Origin of the sequence: Ottowia sp. (genome assembly GCF_046348305.1) — a bacterium.
Lineage (GTDB): Bacteria > Pseudomonadota > Gammaproteobacteria > Burkholderiales > Burkholderiaceae_C > Ottowia.
Genome location: NZ_JAXMEM010000010.1, coordinates 20,080 through 42,628 on the forward strand (window position 1 = coordinate 20,080; position 22,549 = coordinate 42,628).

At 69.4% G+C, this 22,549-nt stretch carries 19 protein-coding genes and 2 pseudogenes; 11 read left to right on the plus strand and 10 right to left on the minus strand.

What is annotated here, in order from left to right; all coding sequences use genetic code 11:
- The first annotated feature begins 21 nt into the window (after positions 1 to 21).
- The 4 genes from U1F38_RS12980 (at position 22) to U1F38_RS12995 (ending at position 4,279) form a co-directional block, all read left to right on the plus strand.
- A complete protein-coding gene (locus tag U1F38_RS12980) occupies positions 22 to 999 on the plus strand; it encodes a 3-hydroxyacyl-CoA dehydrogenase NAD-binding domain-containing protein (protein ID WP_409987497.1) in 978 nt (325 codons plus the stop codon).
- 51 nt (positions 1,000 to 1,050) lie between these two features.
- The gene (locus U1F38_RS12985; RefSeq protein ID WP_409987498.1) at positions 1,051 to 2,253 is read left to right on the plus strand and encodes a CaiB/BaiF CoA transferase family protein; all 1,203 of its coding nucleotides are present in this window, start codon (positions 1,051 to 1,053) and stop codon (positions 2,251 to 2,253) included.
- 70 nt (positions 2,254 to 2,323) lie between these two features.
- Positions 2,324 to 3,307 carry a Bug family tripartite tricarboxylate transporter substrate binding protein gene (locus U1F38_RS12990; protein WP_409987499.1) on the plus strand — a complete coding sequence of 328 codons (984 nt, stop codon included), beginning with the start codon at positions 2,324 to 2,326 and terminating at the stop codon, positions 3,305 to 3,307.
- Between the two features lie 69 nt (positions 3,308 to 3,376).
- Complete coding sequence (locus U1F38_RS12995; RefSeq protein ID WP_409987500.1) at positions 3,377 to 4,279, plus strand: hypothetical protein; 903 nt, start codon at positions 3,377 to 3,379, stop codon at positions 4,277 to 4,279.
- Between the two features lie 158 nt (positions 4,280 to 4,437).
- On the opposite strand, the gene U1F38_RS13000 is transcribed toward U1F38_RS12995, so the two are convergent.
- Positions 4,438 to 5,655 (minus strand): MFS transporter, encoded by a 1,218-nt coding sequence (locus U1F38_RS13000; protein ID WP_409987501.1) that lies wholly within the window; start codon positions 5,653 to 5,655, stop codon positions 4,438 to 4,440.
- Positions 5,656 to 5,742: 87 nt separating this feature from the next.
- Between U1F38_RS13000 and mutS the strand changes: the two genes are divergently transcribed.
- The 3 genes from mutS to U1F38_RS13015 are packed head-to-tail and all read left to right on the plus strand — an operon-like array spanning position 5,743 to position 9,252.
- Positions 5,743 to 8,502, plus strand: a complete 2,760-nt coding sequence (gene mutS, locus U1F38_RS13005) for a DNA mismatch repair protein MutS (RefSeq protein WP_409987502.1) — start codon at positions 5,743 to 5,745, stop codon at positions 8,500 to 8,502.
- A gap of 57 nt (positions 8,503 to 8,559) precedes the next feature.
- The gene (locus tag U1F38_RS13010; protein WP_409987503.1) at positions 8,560 to 8,796 is read left to right on the plus strand and encodes a type II toxin-antitoxin system Phd/YefM family antitoxin; all 237 of its coding nucleotides are present in this window, start codon (positions 8,560 to 8,562) and stop codon (positions 8,794 to 8,796) included.
- Positions 8,797 to 8,799: 3 nt separating this feature from the next.
- A complete protein-coding gene (locus U1F38_RS13015) occupies positions 8,800 to 9,252 on the plus strand; it encodes a PIN domain-containing protein (protein ID WP_409987504.1) in 453 nt (150 codons plus the stop codon).
- 34 nt (positions 9,253 to 9,286) lie between these two features.
- Here U1F38_RS13015 and dbpA read toward each other — a convergent pair whose 3' ends face one another.
- Positions 9,287 to 10,732, minus strand: a complete 1,446-nt coding sequence (gene dbpA, locus U1F38_RS13020; RefSeq protein ID WP_409987505.1) for an ATP-dependent RNA helicase DbpA — start codon at positions 10,730 to 10,732, stop codon at positions 9,287 to 9,289.
- Positions 10,733 to 10,791: 59 nt separating this feature from the next.
- On the opposite strand from dbpA, the gene U1F38_RS13025 reads away from it, so the two are divergent.
- Positions 10,792 to 11,601: an alpha/beta hydrolase gene (locus tag U1F38_RS13025; protein ID WP_409987506.1), complete on the plus strand. Its 810-nt coding sequence runs from the start codon at positions 10,792 to 10,794 to the stop codon at positions 11,599 to 11,601.
- Positions 11,602 to 11,604: 3 nt separating this feature from the next.
- On the opposite strand, the gene U1F38_RS13030 is transcribed toward U1F38_RS13025, so the two are convergent.
- Together U1F38_RS13030 and cobS are read right to left on the minus strand one after the other, a co-directional pair.
- Complete coding sequence (locus tag U1F38_RS13030) at positions 11,605 to 12,150, minus strand: histidine phosphatase family protein (protein WP_409987507.1); 546 nt, start codon at positions 12,148 to 12,150, stop codon at positions 11,605 to 11,607.
- The gene (gene cobS, locus U1F38_RS13035; protein ID WP_409987508.1) at positions 12,147 to 12,932 is read right to left on the minus strand and encodes an adenosylcobinamide-GDP ribazoletransferase; all 786 of its coding nucleotides are present in this window, start codon (positions 12,930 to 12,932) and stop codon (positions 12,147 to 12,149) included. Before cobS ends, U1F38_RS13030 begins: the two co-directional genes overlap by 4 nt.
- A 156-nt stretch (positions 12,933 to 13,088) precedes the next feature.
- On the opposite strand from cobS, the gene U1F38_RS13040 reads away from it, so the two are divergent.
- The gene (locus U1F38_RS13040) at positions 13,089 to 13,484 is read left to right on the plus strand and encodes a RidA family protein (RefSeq protein WP_409987509.1); all 396 of its coding nucleotides are present in this window, start codon (positions 13,089 to 13,091) and stop codon (positions 13,482 to 13,484) included.
- A complete protein-coding gene (locus U1F38_RS13045; RefSeq protein ID WP_409987510.1) occupies positions 13,484 to 14,911 on the plus strand; it encodes an amidase in 1,428 nt (475 codons plus the stop codon). Before U1F38_RS13040 ends, U1F38_RS13045 begins: the two co-directional genes overlap by 1 nt.
- Positions 14,912 to 14,995: 84 nt before the next feature.
- Here the strand turns inward: U1F38_RS13045 and U1F38_RS13050 are convergent, their stop codons facing one another.
- A complete protein-coding gene (locus U1F38_RS13050; protein ID WP_409987511.1) occupies positions 14,996 to 16,204 on the minus strand; it encodes a serine hydrolase domain-containing protein in 1,209 nt (402 codons plus the stop codon).
- Between the two features lie 164 nt (positions 16,205 to 16,368).
- On the minus strand, positions 16,369 to 17,409 hold the full coding sequence (cobT, locus tag U1F38_RS13055; RefSeq protein ID WP_409987512.1) for a nicotinate-nucleotide--dimethylbenzimidazole phosphoribosyltransferase: 1,041 nt from the start codon (positions 17,407 to 17,409) through the stop codon (positions 16,369 to 16,371).
- Here cobT and U1F38_RS13060 point away from each other — a divergent pair, their 5' ends adjacent.
- Positions 17,410 to 18,180 (plus strand): class I SAM-dependent methyltransferase, encoded by a 771-nt coding sequence (locus U1F38_RS13060; RefSeq protein WP_409987513.1) that lies wholly within the window; start codon positions 17,410 to 17,412, stop codon positions 18,178 to 18,180.
- A gap of 217 nt (positions 18,181 to 18,397) precedes the next feature.
- On the opposite strand, the pseudogene U1F38_RS13065 reads toward U1F38_RS13060, so the two are convergent.
- From U1F38_RS13065 to cbiB, 4 genes and pseudogenes are all read right to left on the minus strand, one after another.
- A pseudogene (locus U1F38_RS13065) lies at positions 18,398 to 19,201 on the minus strand (hypothetical protein); the annotation flags it as partial.
- Positions 19,202 to 19,402: 201 nt separating this feature from the next.
- A pseudogene (locus U1F38_RS13070) lies at positions 19,403 to 20,374 on the minus strand (AAA family ATPase); the annotation flags it as partial.
- Positions 20,375 to 20,388: 14 nt separating this feature from the next.
- On the minus strand, positions 20,389 to 21,453 hold the full coding sequence (locus U1F38_RS13075; RefSeq protein ID WP_409987514.1) for an aminotransferase class I/II-fold pyridoxal phosphate-dependent enzyme: 1,065 nt from the start codon (positions 21,451 to 21,453) through the stop codon (positions 20,389 to 20,391).
- A gap of 72 nt (positions 21,454 to 21,525) precedes the next feature.
- Positions 21,526 to 22,518, minus strand: a complete 993-nt coding sequence (cbiB, locus tag U1F38_RS13080) for an adenosylcobinamide-phosphate synthase CbiB (RefSeq protein WP_409987515.1) — start codon at positions 22,516 to 22,518, stop codon at positions 21,526 to 21,528.
- Between the last annotated feature and the right edge of the window lie 31 nt (positions 22,519 to 22,549).

The window sequence follows — 22,549 nt, forward strand, 5'->3', positions numbered from 1 at the left end:
TTCGCCATCCAGGAGAAAAAAATGACTGACTCGAATGCCGCTGTGCTTGACCGATATCGCAACATCGCCGTCGTTGGCGCGGGCGTGATCGGATCATCCTGGACTGCGCTATTTCTGGCGCATGGCCTGAAGGTCATGGTCAACGATCCGCGCGCCGACATCGAGTCCGTCGTCAAGAGCGATCTTGTCGAGATCGCACCGACGCTCAAGGCTCTCGGGCTGCCTTCCGAGGGGCTTGAGAAGAATTTGCGCTTCGAGGCCGACCTGGAACGCGCGGTTTCCGGTGTCGACCTGGTGCAAGAAAACGGCCCCGAGAAACCCGAATGGAAACAGCAGCTCTGGGCCCGCATTGAAAAAGCGGTGCCTGCGCACGCGCTGCTGCTGTCGTCCAGCTCGGCGCGCCCAGCCACCGAGCAAGGCAGCCAGATGCAAAACGCAAGCCGGCTGCTGGTCGGCCACCCGTTCAACCCGCCGCACCTGATCCCGCTCGTCGAGGTGGTGCCGGGCGAGCACACCGACCCCCAGGCCGTCGAAGACGCGGTGGCGTTCTACGCCGCGCTCGGCAAGGTGCCGCGCGTGCTCAAGAAAGAAATCCAGGGTTTCGTGGCCAACCGGCTGCAGCGCGCCATCATGCGCGAGGCCTGCTATCTGGTGCAAGAAGGCGTGGTCACGGTCGATGAGCTGGACGACATCGTCACGAGTTCCATCGGCATGCGCTGGGCCGTCAACGGGCCCTTCAGTTCGTTCCACATGGGCGGTGGGCCCGGAGGCCTGGCGGCCTTCTTCACCGATGGACTTGGCAAGAACATGGTGGCAGCCTGGAAGAAAGTGCCCACCGTGGAAATGGACGACGTGCTGCGCGAGCGCATCATCAGCCAGACCGCGGCGTCGTTCGGCAAGATTCCGATGGAGCAGATGGAGCGCACCCGCGACAACAGGCAGGTCGCGCTGCTGCGCGCGCTCGGCAACGCCCACGCGTCGGGCACGCAGAAGCAATGATGGCCTCGGCCCGGCGCTGACACCCTGGGCCCCAACCGCGAGGAAAACCCCATGACCAACATCCTGGACGGCTTGCGCGTCATCGACTGCGGCAGCTTCATCGCCGCCCCTGGCGCCGCCACCGTGTTGTCCGACTTCGGCGCCGACGTCATCAAGGTCGAGCCGCCCGGCGCGGGCGACGCCGCGCGCACGATTTCGCGCATGCCGGGCAACCCATCCAGCGAGCACCCCTACGGCTGGCTGCTGGACAACCGCAACAAGCGCGGCCTGGCGCTCAACCTGGCCAGCCCCACCGGCTTGGCGGTGCTCAAGCGCCTGGCCGAACGCGCCGATGTGTTCATCACCAACTTTCCGCTGGCGACGCGCAAGAAACTCGGCATCGGTTACGAAGCCCTTTCGGCACTGAACCCGCGCTTGATTTACGCATCATTCACCGGTTACGGTGAGCGGGGGGCCGAAGTGGCCAAACCCGGCTTTGATCTGACGGCCTACTGGGCGCGCTCGGGCCTGATGGACGGCTGCCGCACGGATGCAGGCACACCGCCTGCGCGCGCGCTCACCGGCATGGGCGACCACCCCTCGGCTGTCTCGCTGTTTGGCGCCATCATGCTGGGGCTGTACCAGCGCGAGCGCACCGGCAAAGGCTCGCAGGTGGGTTCTTCGCTGCTCGCCAATGGTTTTTGGGCCCATGGCTTTCAGGTGCAGGCGGCGCTGTGTGGTGCAACCTTCTACCCCCGGCCGCCGCGCGATCAGCACTTCAACGCCCTGACGGCTTACTACCGTTGCCGCGACGACAAGTGGATCATGCTCACCATCCTCAACGAGAATCGCGATTGGCCGGTTCTGGCCAAGTGCCTGGGCCGCGAGAACCTGATCGATGACCCTCGCTTCGTGCAGCGCGCCGACCGCTTCAAGCACGCCCACGCCTTGATCGCCGAGTTTGACGCCGCCTTCGCCACGCGCGATCGTCCCGAGTGGCGAAAGATTCTTGGCGACGCCGGCCTGGTGTTCGAGATCGTCGCCAGCGCCGAGGACGCCGCCTGCGACCAGCAGGCCATCGACGCCGGCGTGCTGGTACCGTTCGAGAACGACACCTTGATGACCATCGACAGCCCGTTGCACGTGGATGGGGTTGCCAAGGTCAAGCCGCGCAAGGCGCCGGACGTCGGGCAGCACAGCGATGAGATCCTGCGCGAGGCCGGTTACAGCGACGGCGAGATCGAACAACTTCGCGCCAGCGAGACCGTGGCTTGAAGGAGCCGGCGGATTGAACACCTGCCCTCGTGCCATCCGAGAACCTTTCCACACCACCCCAGGAGCCCCCATGACACTGAGACTGACCCGCCGCGAAAGCCTCATCCTGTTGACCGCTGCATCGCTGGGCTCTGCGGCCCACGCACAGTCGTACCCGAGCAAGCCGATCACGATGGTGGTTCCGTATCCACCCGGTGGCGGCACCGACGCCGTGGCGCGACTGATCGCCGAGAAAATAGGCAAGAAGCTCGGCCAGAACGTAGTCGTCGACAACAGGGCCGGCGCGTCGGGGCTGATCGGCGTGGACAAGGTCGCCAAGTCCGTCCCCGACGGGTACACGATCCTGGTGGCCCTCAGCACCCAGTTCGTGATCAACCCGTACCTGTTCAAGAAGCTACCCTACGACCCCAACAAGGACATCGCGCTGGTGTCCCAGATCGTGGCGTCGCCGATCGCGCTGCTGGTGCACCCCAGCGTGCCGGCCACCGATGTGCCGTCGATGATGAAGTACATCACGGCCAAAAAGGGCAAGCTTGCCTATGGCTCCTACGGCATCGGCTCGGCGTCGCACCTGAGCGGCGCGCACTTGAGCCAGATAACCGGCGGAGACATGAACCACGTGGCCTACAAGGGCGAAGCGCCAATGATCCAGGACCTGATCGGCGGCCAGATGCCGATGGGATTTGGCAGCGCGGTGCAGGCCAAGTCGATGATCGACGCCGGCAAACTCAAGGCCATCGCCGTCACGGGCGAAAAGCGTCTCCCCCTGCTGCCCAATGTACCGACCTTCGTCGAGCAGGGAGTCAAGGACGACGTGTTCCGCACTGTTGGATTCATTGCGATGGCTGTGCCGGGCGCGACGCCCAAGCCCATCATTCAACGCTTGGCCGCGGAAGTGAAGGCAGCCTGCGAGTTGCCTGAAGTGCGTGAACGCATCGCCGGCTTCGGATTTGAAGCCGCACCGCTCGGCCCCGACGAGTTCACCGCCAAGGCCAAGGCCGACGCACAAGTGTGGGCCCGGCTCGTCAAGCAGACCGGCGCAACGCTCGATTGAAGATTGCGCAGACAGATGTGCGGCGCCCAGATGCGTCGCCCGCCGCAACCGCCGTTTCGAGAAACCATCATGAAAGCATTGCTGGCCCTGCTGATCCGCTACAAGCGTCTCGTGCGCATCGACCTGGCCGATGGCTCGGTGCAAGACCTGACCGACAACACCGGCGACGCGCCCGATGGCGTCGTCGTGGAAAACGGTGTCGTCTACTGGACGACGATGGGCAAGCCGATTGTCGACCCGAACGATCGCAGCGAAAAGGGTCGTGACTACTCGCCGAAAAACGGTGGTGTGCATGGCATGAAGCTGGACGGTTCGGCGCCCTTCGACGTCGTTCCGTCTGGCGGCCTGACGACCGGCAAGCAGCTCGCCAGCGACGGTGCAGGCACGCTGTACTGGGGTGATCGGGAAGGTTTCAAGGTTTCCCGGGTACGCGTTGACGGGACGGGCCTGGAAGACGTCGTGGTCAATCCACGCGACGACCAGGGTCTGGGGGAGTGCGTCGGTTGCGCGGTGGATCGGAAACGCGGCCACGTTTACTGGAGTCAGAAAGGGCCGTCCAAAGGCGGCCAGGGTCGTATCCTTCGCGCCAACCTGACGCTGCCCAAAGGACAAACGCCGGCCACGCGCAGCGATATCGAAGTGCTGTGGACAAACCTGCCCGAACCCATCGACCTGCATGTCGAAGGCGACCGGCTGTATTGGACCGATCGTGGCGCGCCGCCGAACGGCAACACCCTGAACCGTGCCCCCATTCCCGGCCCTGGCGAGCGCGGCGTCAGGCCGGAAATTCTGGCCTCGGGCTTTGGCGAAGCGATCGGCCTGTGCGTCAACGAGGCGATGGGTCTGGCCTGGGTATCGGCGCTCGACGGCAAGATTCGCGAAGTGCCGCTGCCGGACATGCCCGCTGCCGACCGCGCCGAACGCATCCTCGTATCCTTCGAATCGGCCGTCACGGGGCTGGCCGCGCTCTGACGCGTGACGATTCTGCTCTGCAATAGACGCCCTGGACCCGACAAGCCCACCCCCCCATTGACACGCTGCCCGAAAGGGTTGGACGGCATTCCGCTGATGCCGCAGCCTGCACTTGGCCGAGGACTTGGCCGCCCATGTGCGCGGCGACGCCGGCCGGATCATCCGGCCACAGGCGGGACCCGCGGCGGCGGCATGAAACGCCAGGCGATCGCCCAACCCAGCGCCTGCACCCCCAGCAGCAAGGCCACCGTCCCCGGCCAGCCGCCGCGCGCATACGCAAAGCCGCCCACCCAGGCGCCGCCAAAACCGCCCAGGTAGTAGGCCGTGTAATACAGCCCGCTGGCCAGCGAACGCCCCTGCGTGATGCGATAGGCCAGAAAACTCAGCGTGGCCGACTGGGTGATGAAGGTGCCGCACGCGGCCAGCGCCAGTGCCACCACCACGCCGCCCGCCGTTGGCAGCAGGGTCAGCCCCACGCCCAGCGCCGACAGCCCCACCGACAGCAAGATGGTGCGCCGCGCGCCCAGGCGCGCAATCCAGCGCCCGGCCAGCGGCGTGACCACCACGCCGATCAGATACACCGCAAACACATTCGCCAGCGCCGCCGGACCGAAGTGATAAGGCGCCCCCGCCAGATGAAAGTTGACGTAGGTGAACATGCCCACCTGCACGAACAGCACCGTCAGGCCCAGCGCGCACGCCGCTTGCAGACCCGGGTGGCGCAGCAGCTCGCCCAAGGTGCGCAGCGCGCCGCCCAGGCGCAGGTTGGGCACGAAATGGCGCGAGGCCGGCAGCACCCGCCCGACCAGCACGGCGCCCGCCAGGTTCAGCCCGCCCAGCACGCCGAAAGCCGCGCGCCAGCTCATCCACTCGGTCAGGTGGCCCAGCACAAAGCGCCCCAGAAACCCGCCCAGCACGTTGCCGGCCACATACACCGCCATCACCCGCGCCATGGCCGCGCCGCGAAACTCCTCGCCGATGTAGGCGATGGTGACCACCGTCACCCCCGGCACCGCCAGGCCTTGCAAAAAGCGCAGCACCGTCAGGCCATGCACCGACTCGACCTGGATCATCGCCATCGTCGGCAGCGCCAATGCGCACACCGAGGCGACCACCATCGCCTTGCGCCCCAGCGCATCCGAGGCCATACCCATCAGCGGCGACACCAGCGCCACCGCCAGCACCGTGGCTCCCACGGCACTGCCGATCTGCACCACGGTGGCGTTCAGGTCGCGCTGCAGCTCAGGCAAAATCGACTGCACCGAATAGACCTGCAAAAACGCAAACACGCCCACCAGCGCCATCGTCAACAGCAGCAGCGGATCGGGGCGGTCGTTCCAGTCGGGCAGGGCTACGGGATTTGGTGATGCAGACATGGGCGCGATGCAGACTGCGGGCACGGCCGCCGCGTCCACGCAATGACAAACGCCGAGTCTATGCGGACACCGGCCTGAACACATTCCATGACCGAAACCGATCTCTCCGCACACACCCCCATGATGGCGCAATACCTGCGCCTGAAGGCCGACTTCCCCGACACCCTGCTGTTCTACCGCATGGGTGACTTCTACGAGATGTTCTATCAGGACGCCGAGCGTGCCGCGGCCTTGCTGGACATCACGCTCACCACGCGCGGGCAGTCGGCCGGCCAGCCGATCGCGATGGCGGGCGTGCCGTTTCACTCGGTTGACGGCTATCTGGCGCGCCTGATCAGGCTGGGCGAGTCGGTGGCGATCTGCGAGCAGGTGGGCGACGTGGCCACCAGCAAGGGCCCGGTGGAGCGCAAGGTGGTGCGCGTGGTCACCCCCGGCACGCTGACCGACAGCGAGCTGATGAGCGACAAGAGCGAGTCGCTGCTGCTGGCCGTGCACCCCGGCGCGCGGGGCCGCGTGGGCCTGGCCTGGCTGGCCGTGACGCAGGGCCGGGTGCAGCTGGCCGAGTGCGCCGCCGATGCGCTGCCGGCATGGATCGACCGCATTGCGCCCAGCGAGCTGCTGCTCCCGCAGGACGCCCCGCCCGCCTTCGAGCAGCGCCTGGGCAACGCACGCGCCGCCCTCACCCACCGCCCCACCTTCCAGTTCGACGCCGCGCTGGGTCGGCGCAAGCTGCTGGAGCAGTTGCAGACCGCCAGCCTCACCGCCTGGAGCGCCGACGACCTGCGCGAGGCCCACGCCGCCGCCGCCGCGCTGCTGGCCTACGCCGAGCACACGCAGGGCCGCGCCCTCACCCACGTGCGCGCGCTGGCGGTCGAGCGCCCGGGCGAGCTGATCGAGCTGCCCGCCACCACGCGCCGCAACCTGGAGCTGGTACAGACCCTGCGCGGCGAGGACGCGCCCACGCTGTTTTCGCTGCTCGACACCTGCATGACGGGCATGGGCAGCCGCCTGCTGAAAAGCTGGCTGCTGGCGCCGCAACGCGCGCGCGACGCTGCCAGCGCGCGCCTGCAGGCCATCGGCGCGCTGCGCGAAGGCGGCCTGTGGCAGCGCCTGCGCGCCACGCTCAAGGGCACCAGCGACGTCGAGCGCATCACGGCGCGCCTGGCCCTCAGTCAGGTGCGCCCGCGCGAGCTGGTGGCTTTGCGCCACGCACTACAAAAACAAGAGCTGCTGGCGCTTGTCCAACAAACGCCAGAGGCACTTTTGACCACTCATCCTGATGGTGCGCCCGCCCCTCACGCCTCCCTCTCCCCAGAGGGGCGAGGGCGATCGGCTACGCCGGTTTTACCCCCTCTCCCCCGGGGCGAGGGTCGGGGTGAGGGCGCACCCCCTGCCTCGCAGCACGGCGAGCGCCCTGCCCTGTTGGCACACATTGCAGAAAACCTGCACCCCCCCGCCCAAGCCCTGGCCTTGCTGCAAGCCGCCCTGCAAGACGAGCCCGCCGCGCTGATCCGCGAGGGCGGCGTGATCGCCCCCGGTCTGGACGCCGAACTGGACGAGCTGCGCGCCATCGCCGGTAATTGCGACGCCTTTTTGCTGGAGCTGGAGGCGCGCGAGCGCCAGCGTACCGGCATCGCCAACCTGCGCGTGCAGTTCAACAAGGTGCACGGCTTCTACATCGAAGTCAGCGCCGGCCAGGCCGCCAAGGTGCCCGACGACTACCGCCGCCGCCAGACGCTGAAAAACGCCGAGCGCTTCATCACGCCCGAGCTCAAGGCCTTCGAGGACAAGGCGCTGTCGGCGCAGGAGCGCGCCCTGGCGCGCGAGAAGTGGCTGTACGAGCAATTGCTGGCCCAGTTGCAGCCGCACGTGCCGCAGCTCACGCGCTTTGCCGGCGCCATCGCCACGCTCGACGCCCTGTGCGCGCTGGCCGAGCGCTCCCTCACGCTGAACTGGTGCGCGCCCAGCTTCGTGCGCGAGCCCAGCATCGAAATCCGTGCCGGGCGACACCCCGTGGTCGAAGCGCGCCTGGCCGAGACCAGCGGCGCACCCTTCATCCCCAACGACACGCTGCTGGGCCCCAAGGCGCGCATGCAAGTCATCACCGGCCCCAACATGGGCGGCAAGAGCACCTACATGCGCCAGGTCGCGCTGATCGCCCTGCTGGCCAGCATGGGCTCATACGTGCCCGCGCAAAGCTGCCGCCTGGGGCCGCTGGACGCCATCCACACCCGCATCGGCGCCGCCGACGACCTGGCCAACGCCCAGTCCACCTTCATGCTGGAGATGACCGAGGCCGCGCAAATCCTGCACACCGCCACGGCGCAGTCATTGGTGCTGATGGACGAGATCGGTCGCGGCACCAGTACCTTTGATGGCCTGGCGCTGGCATCGGGCATCGCCACGCACCTGCACGACAAAGTGCAGGCCTTCACGCTGTTCGCCACGCACTACTTCGAGCTGACCGAGTTTCCGGCCACGCACCACGGCGCCTTCAACGTCCATGTGGCCGCCGCCGAAAGCGGCCACGACATCGTCTTTCTGCACGAGCTGCAACCCGGCCCCGCCAGCCGCAGCTACGGCATCCAAGTGGCGCGCCTGGCCGGCGTGCCCGCCGCCGTGGTCAACCATGCGCGCCATGCGCTGGCGCAGCTGGAGCAAGGCGCGGCCGCGCACCAGGCGCAGGTCGATTTGTTTGCGCCACCGCCAGCAACCGCTGCGCCCGAGCCCAGCGCCTTGGACGCCGCGCTGGCCGCCATCGACCCCGATGCCCTCAGCCCGCGCGAGGCGCTGGAGGCGCTGTATGAGCTGAAGCGGCGACATGGCCCCGGCAAGCCCCCTGCTTGACGGCGTGGATCGAGCCGGCAGAAAATGTAGTTTTCAACACTACATATAGGCCGCGACATGAAAAGCATTTCCGCCGCCGAGGCCAACCGCCGCTTTTCCGCCCTGCTGCGCGACGTGGCGGCCGGCCAGACCATCACCGTGCTCTCGCGCGGCAAACCCGTGGCAACCATCGCCCAGCCGCGCGCACTGGCGGCCGAGCGCGCGGCAGCCAAGAAGCGACTGCTCGCACGCCTCGAACAACAAGCACCGACCGGTGAACGCGACTGGACGCGGGGCGAGCTGTACGAGAGCTGATCGGTGCGCGTCGCCCTCGACACCAACATCCTCGCCTACGCCGAAGGCCTGGGCGACGCCGCGCGCTGCGCGGCAGCGCGGCAACTGATCAAGAAACTGCCCAGCGACCAGACCCTGCTGCCGGCGCAAACCCTCGGCGAGCTGTTTCGGGTGCTCACCGCCAAAACCCGGCGCCCACCCGAGCAAGCGCGCGAAACCGTCCTGAGTTGGGCCGACACCTTCGAAGTGGCTGATTCCAGCTGGACCGCCTTTCAAGCGGCCTTCGACCTGACGGTGGACCACCAGTTGCCGACGTGGGATGCCCTGATCCTCGCCGTGACCGCCGAGCAGCGCTGCCGGGTGCTGCTGTCGGAAGATTTTCAGGACGGCTTTACCTGGCGCGGCGTGACGGTGGTCAACCCTTTTGCGCAGCCGCGCTCGCTTCTGCTGACAAACCTGATCAACGCCGGGGGCTGACCCGGTCGTTCAAGGCCATCAGGAAAGCGAAATTTCATTTTCCTGAGATCCCCACCCCCCGCACCGTCACCTTCCTGCCCTTGATGCGCCCGCCGTTCAGCCGCGCCAGCGCCTGCTCCCCGATCTCGCGTGCCACGGCGACGTAGGTGGCGTACTCCATCACCTGGATCTTGCCCACCTGCTCGCGCGTGAAACCGGCCTCACCCGTCAGCGCGCCCAGCACGTCGCCGGCGCGGATTTTTTCCTTGCGGCCGCCGACGATCTGCAGCGTGGTCATGGGCGCGCGCAGCGGCGCTGCGTTGGCGGGCGTGAGCGTGTCCACCGCCTGCCACTGCGATGCGTGGCCGACGAACTGCTCGATGCGGCCGATGCGGCCCATGTCCTCCATCGTCGCCAGGCCCAGCGCCAGGCCGGCCTCGCCGGCGCGGCCGGTGCGCCCGATGCGGTGCACGTGCACCTCGGCATCGGGCGTGATGTCGACGTTGATCACGGCGGCCAGTTGCGTGATGTCCAGGCCGCGCGCGGCCACGTCGGTGGCGACCAGCACCGTGCAGCTGCGGTTGGCAAACTGCACCAGCACCTGGTCACGATCGCGCTGCTCCAGCTCGCCGTGCAGGGCCAGCGCGTCAAAGCCCTGGCCTTGCAGCAGCGCCACCAGCGCGCGGCACTGCTCGCGCGTGTTGCAAAAGGCGAGCGTGCTCTCGGGCCTGAAGTGGTTGAGCAATTTGGCCACGGTGGGCAGGCGCTCGGCGGGCTTCACCTCAAAAAACAGCTCGCGGATGTGCTGGGGCGCGTGCCGGGCGTCGACCTTGACGGTCTGCGGATCGCGCATGAACTGCCTGGCCAGCCGCGCGATGTCGTCGGGGTAGGTGGCCGAGAACAGCAGCGTCTGCCGCTCCTTGGGGCACTGGCGCATGACCTTGACCATGTCGTCGTGAAAGCCCATGTCCAGCATGCGGTCGGCCTCGTCCAGCACCAGGGTGTTCACGGCGTCCAGGTTCAGGGTTTCGCGAAACAGGTGGTCCAGCACGCGCCCCGGCGTGCCGATGGCGATGTGCGCGCCGTGCTCCAGGCTGGCGGCCTGGCCGCGCAGCGGGACGCCGCCGCACAGGGTGACGACCTTGACGTTGTCCTCGGCCCGCGCCAGGCGACGCACCTCGGCCGTGACCTGGTCGGCCAGCTCGCGCGTGGGGCACAGCACCAGCGCCTGCACGGCAAAGCGCCGCACGTCCAGCCGGGCCAGCAGAGCCAGGGCAAAAGCCGCCGTCTTGCCGCTGCCGGTCTTGGCCTGGGCGATCAGGTCCTTGCCCTGCAGCGCCAGCGGCAGGCTGGCGGCCTGGATGGGGGTCATCTCCAGGTAGCCCAGCTGTTGCAGGTTGGCTTGCATGGCGGGCGCCAGGGGCAGCGCGGAAAACGGGGCGGCGCCGCTGTCCGCCGGCGGAGAAGACGGCGTGAGCGCCTTGGGAGATGTCTTGGTCATGGGTGATTATCGGGACTGCGGGCTCTACACTTCGCAGTTGCCTTTTCCCCTCCCTGCCCATGACCTCCATCGTCTTCTCCCACGGCAACAGCTTTCCGGCCAGCACCTACGGCGTGATGCTGGGCAGCCTGCGCACACGCGGCTACCCCGTGGCCGCCATCGAAAAATTCGGCCACGACCCGCACTACCCCGTCACCGACAACTGGCCGCACCTGGTGCAACAACTGGCCGACTTTGCCGCGCAGCAAAAAGCCGCGGACAAGGGGCAGGCCCCCATTCTGGTGGGCCATTCGCTGGGCGGCATCCTCAGCCTGATGTGCGCCGCGCGCCACCCCGAGCTGGCGCGCGCGGTGGTCATGCTCGACTCGCCCGTGCTGGGCGGCTGGCGCGCCGGCGCGGTGCGCGTGGTCAAGCGCACGGCGCTGATGCAGCGCTTCTCGCCCGCGCAAACCAGCCGCCGCCGGCGCGACCAGTGGGACGACCGCGAGGCCGTGTATCAACACTTCGCCGGCAAGAAGCTGTTTGCCCGCTGGGACCCGCAGGTGTTGCGCGACTACGTCGATCACGGCACGGTGGACGCCGACGGCACCTGGCGCCTGGCGTTCGAGCGCGAGATCGAGTCGCGCATCTACGAGACCCTGCCGCACAACCTGGACGGCCTGCTGCGCCGCCACCCGCTCAAGTGCCCGCTGGCCTTTGTCGGCGGCCTGCAGTCGGCCGAGATGAAGCAGGTGGGCGGCGTGCAGGCCACCGCCCGCTTGGCCAAGGGGCGCGTGATGATGCTGGAGGGCACGCACCTGTTCCCGATGGAAAAGCCACTGGCTGCGGCCGCCGCCATCGAGGCCAGCGTGCGCGGCATGGGGTTTTGATGCTCAACGCTCGATCACCCAGGCCGTGCCAAAGGCCAGCGGCTCGGCCGGCCAGTCGCCGGCCGCGGTGGGCAGTCGCACGCCGCGCTCCAGCAGGCGCACCGCGCGCACCACGCCGGCGTGGGTGATCCACACGGCGTCGCGTCGGCGCCGCTGCCAAGCGTCCCAGGCGGTGGCCACGCGGGCCATCAGCTCGGCCACGCATTCGCCGCCGCCGGGGCGCACGTGGGCGAAGTCGGCCAGCCACGCGTCGAACTCGGCGCGCGGGATGGCGGACCAGCGTTCGCCTTCCCAGGCGCCAAAGTCCATCTCGCGCAGGCTCGCGTCGGGTTTCAAGGCCAAATCGGGTCGCAGCGCCCGCAGCTCCTGCGCAAGCAGCTCGCATCTTTGTAGCGTCGATACGCGCAGCGTGGCACCGTGCGGCAACTCGCGCGCCAGCCGGGCGGCGGCGCGGCGGGTGGCATCCATTCGCGCGGGCACGTCGCTCTGGCCATAGCAGATGCCGGCGGGCAAGTCCACCTCGGCATGGCGCACCAGCCACAGCTTCATGGCAGTCGCGCCGCCAGGCCCAGGTACAGCGCCAGTTCGCACAGCTGCTGCGTGGCGCCCAGCGTGTCGCCGGTAAAGCCCTGCAGGCGCCGGCGCAACAGGCGCAGCATGGCCGCCAGGGCCAGGCACCACAACAAACCGGTGACTGCAAAGTTCATAGCGTCTTGCGCTTGCCACACAAGCGCCACCGCCGGGATGGACCACAACACCCCGGTCCACGCACCGCGCGCCGAAACCGCTTCGGCCAGCGGCTTGGACTTGGCCTGCGCCGCGTCGCTGACGTAGGGCAGCGCGCGCATCACCACCAGCGGCGCCGCGCGCGACAGCACGTGCGCGGCCAGCAGCGCCGCTGCGGCCAAGGCCGCGCCGCGCTGCGCGATCGAGGCCAGCAGCGCCAGCTTCAAGCCCAGCGCCAGCAGCAGCGCCACCGTGCCATAGCTGCCGATGCGCGAGTCCTTCATGATCTCCAGCGCGCGCTCGCGGCTGACCTGGCCGCCCAGCGCATCGGCGGTGTCGGCCAGGCCGTCCTCATGAAAAGCGCCCGTCAGCCAGACCGTGGCGGCGGTGGACAGCAGCGCCGCGACCCACGCGCCCCACACGGGCAAGGCCGCCCACAGCACGGCCGCGCCCGCCGCGCCCACCACCCAGCCCACGCCCGGAAAATGCCCCGCGCTGGCGTTCAGCATGGCGGGGCTGTAGCCCACCCACGCCGCCAGCCGACCGGCAACGGGGATACGGGTAAAAAACTGAAGGGCGAGCAGAAAGTGGCGCAATGCGTTCATCGAACAAACAAGCCTGGGCGGCGCCTGGCGCGCCGCCATGGGCACCGGACCGGCCGGGCCCCGCGGATTGTAGGCATCGGGCCAATCCGCCGCGGCCCTGTGCACAATGCAGCGAAGGCCCCTGCGCACGCCCACCACCCCAACCTCCATCACGCCATGCCTGTTGTTCAACACCTCAACTCACCCGGCTTCGCGGCGCTGGGGCTGCCCTTCTCGGAGATCGTGCGGGTCGACGGCACGCTGTACCTGTCGGGCCAGATGGGCACCCTGCCCGGCACGCTGCAACTGGCGCCCGGCGGCATGGCGGCCGAGGCCGAGCAGGCGCTGCGCAACATTCGCCAGGCGCTCGAGCACCACGGCTTTGCCATGAGCGACGTGGTCAAGTGCACCGTGATGCTGGCCGACATGAACGACTGGCCAGCCTTCAACACCATCTACCGGCGCCACTTCAGTGCCCCCTACCCGGCGCGCAGCGCGTTTGGCGGCTGCCAGCTGGCGCTGGGCGGGCGCCTGGAGATCGAAGCCATGGCCGTGGTCACCGGGGCGCGCTGATGAGCCTGCGCTTCGACGAATACCGCCGCTTTGACGCGCTCGGCCTGGCGCAGGCCATCCGGCGCGGCGACTTGTCCAGCCATGAGGTGCTCGACGCCGCACTCGCGCGCCTGCACGCCATCAACCCACAGGTCAACGCCGTCACGCACCTGAGCGATGCGGCCATCGACGCCGCGCGGCGCGCCACGCCCGCCGGGCCGCTGGGCGGCGTGCCCTATTTCATCAAGGACCTGCACGCGCCGGTGCAGGGCATGCCACTCACGCACGGCAGCCGGCTGTTTGCCGATCAGCGGATGGACTTCGACAGCGAGACCGTGGCGCGCCTGCGCCGCGCCGGGCTGCGCATCCTGGGCCGCACGGCCACGCCGGAGTTCGGCATGAGCGCGTCCACCGAGCCGCTGCTCACCGGCCCCACGCGCAACCTCTGGGCGCTGGGGCACAGCGCCGGCGGCTCCAGCGGCGGCGCGGCGGCCGCCGTGGCCGCGGGCATCGTGCCGGCCAGCCACGCCACCGACAGCGGTGGCTCGATCCGCATTCCGGCGGCATGCAACGGCCTGGTCGGGCTCAAGCCCACGCGCGGCCTGCTGCCCACCGGCCCGCACCGGGGCGAGGCCAGCCACGGCCTGAGCCACGAGCACGCCGTCACGCGCTCGGTGCGCGACTGCGCCGCGCTGCTGGACGCCACGGCCGGCCCCGATGCCGGCGCGCCCTACTTCACCGCGCGCCCGGCCGAGCCATTTCTGGCGCTCATCGCACGCCCGCCCCGGCGCCTGCGCATCGCCTTCACCACCGAGACCTTCGCGCACCGCGCCATCGACCCCGAATGTCAGGCGGCCGTGCGCACCGCCGTCGCCTGCCTGCGTGAGCTCGGCCACGAGGTGATTGAAGGGGCACCGCCATTCGATTCGGGCGAGCTGGGCAGTGCCAGCAGTCTGCTGTTGCTGACGGGCCTGGCTGCCCAGGTGCAGGCGCGCGAAGCGGCGCTGGGCCGCGCAGCGCGCGAGGACGAACTGGAGCCCCTGACCTGGCTGGCCGTGCGCCTGGGCCGCTCGGTGAGCGGCATCACCTACGCCAGCCAGTTTGCGCGCATCAACACCCAGGTGCGCCGCATCGGCCGCTTCTTCGAATCGGTGGACATGCTGCTGACGCCGACCACCGCCACGCCGCCGCCGGCGCTGGGCGTGCTGTCCACCCAGACGCACACGCTGGAGAGCTTTCAGCAGGCGATGGCGGCCTTTTGCCCCTTCACCGGCGCCTTCAACGCCACCGGTCAGCCCGCCATCAGCCTGCCGCTGCACTGGACGCCCGATGGCTTGCCCGTCGGCGTGCAACTGGTGGGCCGCTTTGCCGATGACGCCACGGTGCTGCAACTGGCTGCCGACATCGAGCGCGCCCGGCCGTGGTTCGACCGCACCGCGCCACTGTGAGGCCGGCCGACGCGCATGATGCGTCGCACCAACTGCGCAGCGCTGTGCGCGATCCCGACGTCGTGCTTTGTCTCGGGGCGCGCCTTACCGCCCCGCGGCTTCGGCATCAACGGCTTGCTGCACCGCCTGGTAGAACGCCTCGCGCGCCGCCGACTGCGGGTTGCCCGCCGCGCCGGCCTTGTCCCAGTCGGAATTGGTCACGATGACGAGCTGGCGCCTTGGGTCGATGAAGATGCCCTGGCCAAAGATGCCGCGCGCGGTGAAGCTGCCGTCGTCATAGGTCCACCACTGATAGCCATAGCCGCGCCCCGGCGTGCCGATGTCGGCCTGCTTGTGCGTGGCCTCGTGCAGCCAGCCTTCGGGCACCAGCGGCTCGCCGCCCACCTTGGCGCCCTCCAGAATGAACTGGCCAAAGCGCGCGTAGTCGCGCGGCGTGGCCTGGATGCAGCAGCCGCTGATCTCCTTGCCGGTCTTGGACAGCAGCCAGGTCGCCTCCTGCTCCATGCCCACGGGTTGCCAGATTTTCTCTTGCAGGTATTCGGCCAGCGGCTTCTTGATGGCGGCCATCAGCATCACGCCCACCAGGTTGGTCTCGCCCGTGCTGTAGTTCCAGCGCGTTCCGGCCGGGGCCGCGCGCGGCAGCTTGCGCATGTAGCTGACCAGCGCGTCCACACCCGGCTCGGGCACGTGGTTGTTGAAGCGCGCCACGTCGGACTTGGGATCGTCATAGTCCTCGTTCCAGGCGACGCCCGAGGTCATCGTCAGCAACTGGCGCACGCTCACGTCGTCGTAGGCCGAGCCCTTCATGTCCGGCAGGTAGTCGCTCACCTTGTCGTCCATGCTCTTGATCAGGCCGTCCTTCAGCGCCGCGCCCACCAGGGTGGAGGTGAAGGACTTGGCGACCGAAAAGCTGGTCCAGCGGCCGTTGCCGTCAAAGCCCAGGCCGTAGCGCTCCAGGCGCAGCTTGCCGCCTTGCACGATCAGCAGGGCCGCGCCGTGCTGGTTGGTCATGTAGGCATCCACGTCCACCGCCAGCTTGAGCGGCGCGCCCTCGGGCAGCGGCCGCGGCGAAGGCCCGGGCAGCGCGGTGTGCCACTTGGCCAGCAGCGGGATGCGGTCCATGGCGCGAAAGGCCGCATCGCGCTGCGACTGGCTCCAGAACAGGATGTTGCGGTTGGTCGGCACCGTGGCCAGCAGCCCGCGCGTTTCCTTGTCCAGGCTGAACCAGCCGGCGACGGCGGCAATGACCAGCACGACCAGCGTGCCGAGGGTGAGCTTCTTCCATGTTTTCAAGCGTGTGCTCCTTGTTGACTTGCGGATGTTAGAAGAAACAGCCGGACGCAGAGGACGCAAAGATGACGCAGAAGGCGCAAAAAAAGAAAATTCAAATGGATTCCTTTTGCGTCCTTTGCGAATCCTTTGCGTCCTCTGCGTCCGGTTTTCTGGCTCCCAAATTTTCAGGACTTGTCCGACACGCCCGCCGACTCGAAGCTGGCCATCTCGTTCAGGATGGTGCAGGCCGACACCAGCAGCGGCCAGGCCAGCGCGGCGCCGCTGCCTTCGCCCACGCGCAGGGCCAAGTCCAACAACGGTTCCGCATTCAGCAATTGCAGCAGCCGCGCGTGGCCGCGCTCATCCGAGCGGTGCGCAAACACGCAGCGTTGCAGCACATGGGGCGCCAGCTTGCAGGCCACCAGCACGGCGGCGCTCGCGATGAAGCCATCGACCACGATCACGCGCCGCTCGGCTGCCGCCTGCAGCACACTGCCGACCATGGTGGCGATCTCGAAGCCGCCCAGCGCGGCCAGTGCCGCCAACACGTCGGTCGCACCGGCGTTGGCCGCCAGCGCCTGGCGCAGCACGGCGGTCTTGCGCGCGATGCCCGCCGCGTCGAGCCCGGTGCCCGCGCCCGTGACGTCGGTCACGTCCACGCCGCCCAGTCGCGCCACCAGCAGCGCGGCGGCGCTGGTGTTGCCGATGCCCATCTCGCCCAGCAGCAGGGCGTTGCCGGGCAAGGCGCGCACGATGTCCACGCCGTTTTGCAGCGCCTGCGCGCACTGCGCCGGTGACATGGCGGGGCCGGCGCTGCAGTCGGCCGTGCCGTGGGCGATCTTGCGGCTCAGGAGGCCGGGTGCCGGCGCAAAGTCGCCGCGCACGCCGCAGTCCACCACGCTCAGGGCAATGCCGTGCTGGCGCGCCAGCACGCTGACCAGCGCGCCGCCGGCCAGAAAGTTGCCCACCATCTGCCGGGTCACGTCGCTCGGATAGGCCGACACGCCGCGCGCGGCAATGCCGTGGTCGGCGGCAAACACCAGCAGCTGCGGCTGCGCAAGATGCGGCTCGGTCGTGCCCAGGATCTGTCCCAGCCGCTGCGCCAGTGCCGCCATGCGGCCCAGTGCGCCCTGCGGCACGGTCTTGCGGTCGATCTTGTGGCGCAGGGCGGCCACCAGTGCGGCATCATGCAGGTCGTCGATGGATGGAAGAGAAAGCGCCCTCATATGTCCGATTCAGTGCACGCCGCCGCGCGGCAAGGATTTGAAAAACACGCCGACGCTTACGCGCGTGGGCGGCCCGACTATCCGGCCGCGCTGGGCGGCTGGCTGCGCGATGCGCTGGGCCTGGGCCTCGGGCGCGTGGTGGCCGACGTGGGTGCGGGCACGGGCAAGTTCACGCCGCTGCTGACGGCCACCGGGGCGCAGGTGATCGCTGTCGAGCCGGTGGATGCCATGCGCGCGCAGCTGGCCGCCGCGCAGCCCGCCGTGCGCGCTCTGCCCGGCACGGCCGATGCGCTGCCGCTGGCCGATGCGGCGCTGGACGCCATCGTCTGCGCGCAGGCCTTCCACTGGTTTGCCACGCGCGCCGCGCTGGATGAATTTGCGCGCGTGCTCAAGCCCGGCGGCCGGCTGGGCCTGGTGTGGAACGTGCGCGACGAGTCGGTGGACTGGGTGGCCGAGCTCACGCGCATCGTCACGCCGCACGAAGGCGACGCGCCGCGCTTTCACAAGGGCAGCTGGCGCCAGGCCTTTCCGCACCCCGCCTTCGGTCCCCTGCAAGAGAGCGTGTTCGCCTACACGCACGAAGGCCCACCGCAGCAGGTCATCGTCGATCGCTTCATGTCGGTCAGCTTCATTGCGGCGCTGCCCGAGCACGAACAGGCGCGGGTGCGCGCGCAGATCGAGGACCTGATTGCCTCGCACCCCGCGCTGCGCGGGCGGCAGATGCTCCAATTTCCATATCACACGCGGGCCTTTGTCTGCGTGCGTCATTGAACCTGGAGACGGCAGTTGGACGCACTTGCCAGTGCCGTGATCGGTGTGCCAGGCAAGGCGCGCCGACGCGGCGGGCTGTTGCCCGCAAGGAGAAGCAACGCGGCATGGCGCACCGAGCGCGGTGCTGGCGAGTGCGTAGCGCTGTCACCCCACGGGTGAGTCGCAACGAAGCAGACAGGTCCAATGTCCATGCGGCTCTCGTGATGTTTGAAAGCGGTCAACTGCCGTTTCCAGGTTGAACCAGGGATTGGAGCACGCCGGGCGCAAAGGCGCGCTCGATCTCATCGGCCAGGCCGTCGAACACCGCGTCCAGCGCGGGCGCGCCGGCACCAAACAAGGCGCGCAGCACGGCGGCATCCTCGAACAGGCCGTGCAGGTACACGCCCAGCACATTGCCCGCGCCGTTTTGCCAGGCCAGGCCGGCCATCACCTCGCGCGCCACATCGCCCTTGGCGGCCATGGCCGGGTGCTGCACCGTGCGGCCGCTGTGGATTTCGTAGCCTGATACGGTCACGTTCGACAGCGCCGACCAGGCCCCTGCGAGCGTGCCAAATCGCTGCGTGGCGTGGCGCACGGTCTTGTCAAGCTCGAAGCGCGTGACCAGCGGCAGCAGGCCCAGCCCCGGCCCATTGCAGAAATCACCCCCACGCTCCACCGCTGCGCGTGTTGCGCTGCCCTCCAAGGGGGCCGCGTTTTCGCCTTGGGGCGGCCCGGCGGCGAAAACCGGCTCCACGCCGTGCACATCAATCAGCGCCTCGCCCAGCATCTGCAAGCCGCCGCAGATGCCCAGCACGCGCCCACCGCGCGCCGCGTGTGCGGCAATGGCCGCGTCCAGCCCTTGCGCGCGCAGCCAGGCCAGATCGGCGGCGGTGGCCTTGCTGCCGGGCAGGATGATCCAGTCAGCGCGCGCCAGCGCGGCCGGGTGGCGCGCCCAGGTCAAATGCACGCCGGGCACGTTCTTGAGCGGCTGGAATTCGTCGAGATTGCTGATGCGGGGATAGGCGACGATGGCGATGCGGATTGAGGACGCTGGCCCCCATCCCGGCCGTCCCCCAGAGGGGGAAGGAGAAAGACCCGCACCCCTGCCCTCTCCCGCCAGCGGGAGAGGGAGCAAAGCCGCGGCGGGGTGGGCGGACGCCAGTCTTGCTCCCTCGTCCCTCTGGGGAGATGGCTGGGATGAGGCGCACGATGCGTTCCGCGCAGCGGGCTGTTCGCTCCCTCTCCCGCTGGCGGGAGAGGGTTGGGGTGAGGGTACGGCGCGCCTCTCGTCAAACACGCCATCTTCCTCCGGCAGCCCATGTCCAAAGCGCATCGGCACCACCGCCACCGTGGGCACGCCGGTCAAGGCCTGCAATTGCTCGGGCGCGGGCGCCAGCAGGCTGGCATCACCACGAAATTTGTCCAGCACGAAGCCGCGGATGCGCGCGCGATCTTCTTCAGCCATCAATGCCCAGGTGCCGTACAGGTGGGCAAACGCGCCGCCGCGGTCGATGTCGGTCACCAGCAGGCAGCGCGCGTCGGCATGGCGCGCCACGCGCAGGTTCACCACGTCGCTGGCCGTCAGGTTGATCTCGGCCGGCGAGCCCGCGCCTTCGATCACCACCACGTCGTTTTCGGCGCGCAAGGCGTCGAGCGCGGCGGCGATCTGCGGCCACACGCGCTCGCTGCGCCCGCGCCAGGGCAGGGCCGACAGCTCGCGGTCGACCTGCCCCAGCAGCACCACCTGGCTGCGCGTGTCGGCCTCGGGCTTGAGCAGCAGCGGGTTCATGCGCACGTCGGGCACGGCGCGCGCGGCCAGGGCCTGGAAGTATTGGGCGGAGCCGATTTCACCGAGGATGTGGCCGCCACGCTCCCCTGCTGCGCATGGTGCGCTGGCCTTGCAGGCCGCAGAGCTGTCAGAGCCAGCTCCTCTTCGGGCTGTCCAGGCTCGCGCAGGCGAGCCCGGAGCCGCAGCCCTCAGCCCCGAGGGGGCCGCACCCCGCCTTGGGAGCGGCCCGGCGGCCGGGTGGCCCCCGCCGCCGTCGCCTGCCTCGCTGGGCGAAACAGCCCCATCAGCGCCCGCCACAACCCTGGCGTTGTTGCTCATGTTCTGCGCCTTGAATGGCGCGACCTTCAGGCCCTGGTTGGCGTAGTGCCGGCACAGGGCCGTGGCGATCCAGCTCTTGCCGGCGCCGCTGCTGGTGCCCAGCACCATCACGCAGCGCGCGGTCACTGGACAACCCTCCGCGCCGGGGAGCAATCCAGCGCGCTCACTGCCGGCACTCCGTGGCGCAGGGTCGCCAGCAGCGCGTCCTGCGTGGCGGGCGCGGCCACGGCCATGCGCACCCGACCGGGCAGGCCGAAGCTGGCACAGTCGCGCAGCTTGATGCCGTGGCGACGCAGCGCGGCCAGTTCAGTTTCCAGCTTCAACAGGCCGCCATCGCCCGCCCAGTCTGCGCAAGATGCTACAAAAAAGTGGGCAATGCTGGGCTCCACGCGCCAGTCCAGCGCGCGCAAGCCCTCGATCTGCCGCGCCTTCCAGCCGCGCAGCGTGGCGCGGCAGGCTTGCAGCCAGGTGCCGCAGCCGGGCGTGGCCCAGGCTTGCAGCAGCGCCACGCCGTGGGCCCCCAGCGGCCACGACGGAGCCAGGGCGTGCAGGCGCGCCCACAGTGCCGGCGCCACGACGCGCGGCGCAATGGCATAGGCCGCGCGCACCCCCGTCAGGCCCAGCGCCTTGTTGGGTGTGAGCAGGCGCCACACGCGCTCTTGCGCCGCACCGTCCAGGCTCGGCGCCCCATCCAGCCGCAGGGGCTCGTAGGCCTGGTCGAGCACCAGCGTCTGGCTGCTGCGCAAGGCGGCCACGCGCTGGGGCAAGCCGGCATCCGCTTGGCCCAGCGGGCTGGAGGGCTCGCAGGCCCACAGCAGGCTGGCGCGCTGCGGCGCGTCGGTCATCGGCAGGCCGGCGGCCTGCGCGGCGCGCGCGTAGTCGCCATAGGCGTGCGCGGGCTGCCACACGGCCGCCTCCGGCCCGGCCGTCAGCGCCACGGCCAGGCTGATGCGCTGGATGAACTCGCTGGCGCTGGCGGCCAGGACAATGCGATCGGTCGCCACGCCGTGCCAGGCGCCCAGCTGCCGGCGCAGTGCGGTGTAGGCCGGGTCGGGGTAGTGGCGCGCATCCGCGTGTTGCAGCGCCTGCAGCGCCGCCGGCCAGGCGCCGCAGGGGTTGCCGTTGCTGGACAAATCGTGTCGCGGCACACCCATGGCATCGGGGCCGCCATGCAGGGGGGTCAACACGCGAAAACTCCTGAAATCATAGCTGGCGGCGCGCATCCGGAGCGCGCAAGCGGCTCATTTTGCATCAAGCCTTCATCCCGCAAGCATCAGCAGCAGGACCCCGCAGGTCAGCACGGTGGCGGCCATGGCGCAGCGCGAGCCGATGGCGCAGGCGCGCAAGGTGTCGGCCGGCGTCGGCACGCGGGCGCCGGGGTTGAGCGCGTACACGCCCGGCTTGCGCAACTGCACGCCCAGCGCCAGGGCCATGGCGGCCATGGGCCAGCCGCCGTTGGGCGAAGGCGTGCGCGCGGCCTCGGCCGGCAGGCGCGGCAGGCCCCGCAGCCCGCCCAGCAGCGCGATCAGCACCGCGGTGATGCGCGCGGGCAGCCAGGCCAGCACGTCGTCGGCACGGGCGGCCCATTTGCCGGCCCAGCTCCAGTCGCGCGCCACGCCATCCAGCCGGTGCACGCCGCTATAGCCCCACATGGCGTCGGCGGTATTGGCAAAGCGAAACAGCGCCGCCCCGGGCAGGCCCAACAGCGCAAACCAGAACAGCGGGGCCACCAGCGAGTCGTTCAGGTTCTCGGCCAGGCTCTCGATGGCGCTCTCGCGCAGCTCATGCCCGGACAGCTGGCTCACATCGCGGCTGACCAGCCGCGCCAGCTGCGCGCGGCCAGCGCCGAGCGACTCGCCCAGCGCGCGTTCCACCGCCAGCACCTCGTCGTGCAGCATGGCCCAGGCCAGCAAGGGCTTGAGGAACAGCGCAAGCGCCAGCGTCGCCAGCCATGCCGGCTGCTCCAGCACCCAGGCCTGCAGCAGCCAAGACAGCGCGAACACCGCGCTTGCCGCGCCGCACCAGGCCAGCGCCGCGCCCCAGAAGGTGCGCTCGTCGGACAGCACCCGCGGCGCACCGGCCAGCGGCGCCAGGCGCGCGCCGGCCCAGGACAGATAGCGTCCCATCCACACCACCGGGTGCCAGCGCGCCGCCGGCTCGCCCAGCACGCGATCGATGGCCAGCGCCAGCGCCGGCGCGCAGGCCAGCAGGGCGACGTAGGCTTCGGGCGCGCCGCCCGTTCCGATCAGCATGGCCGCGCCTTGCTGCGGCGGCGGCGCGGCG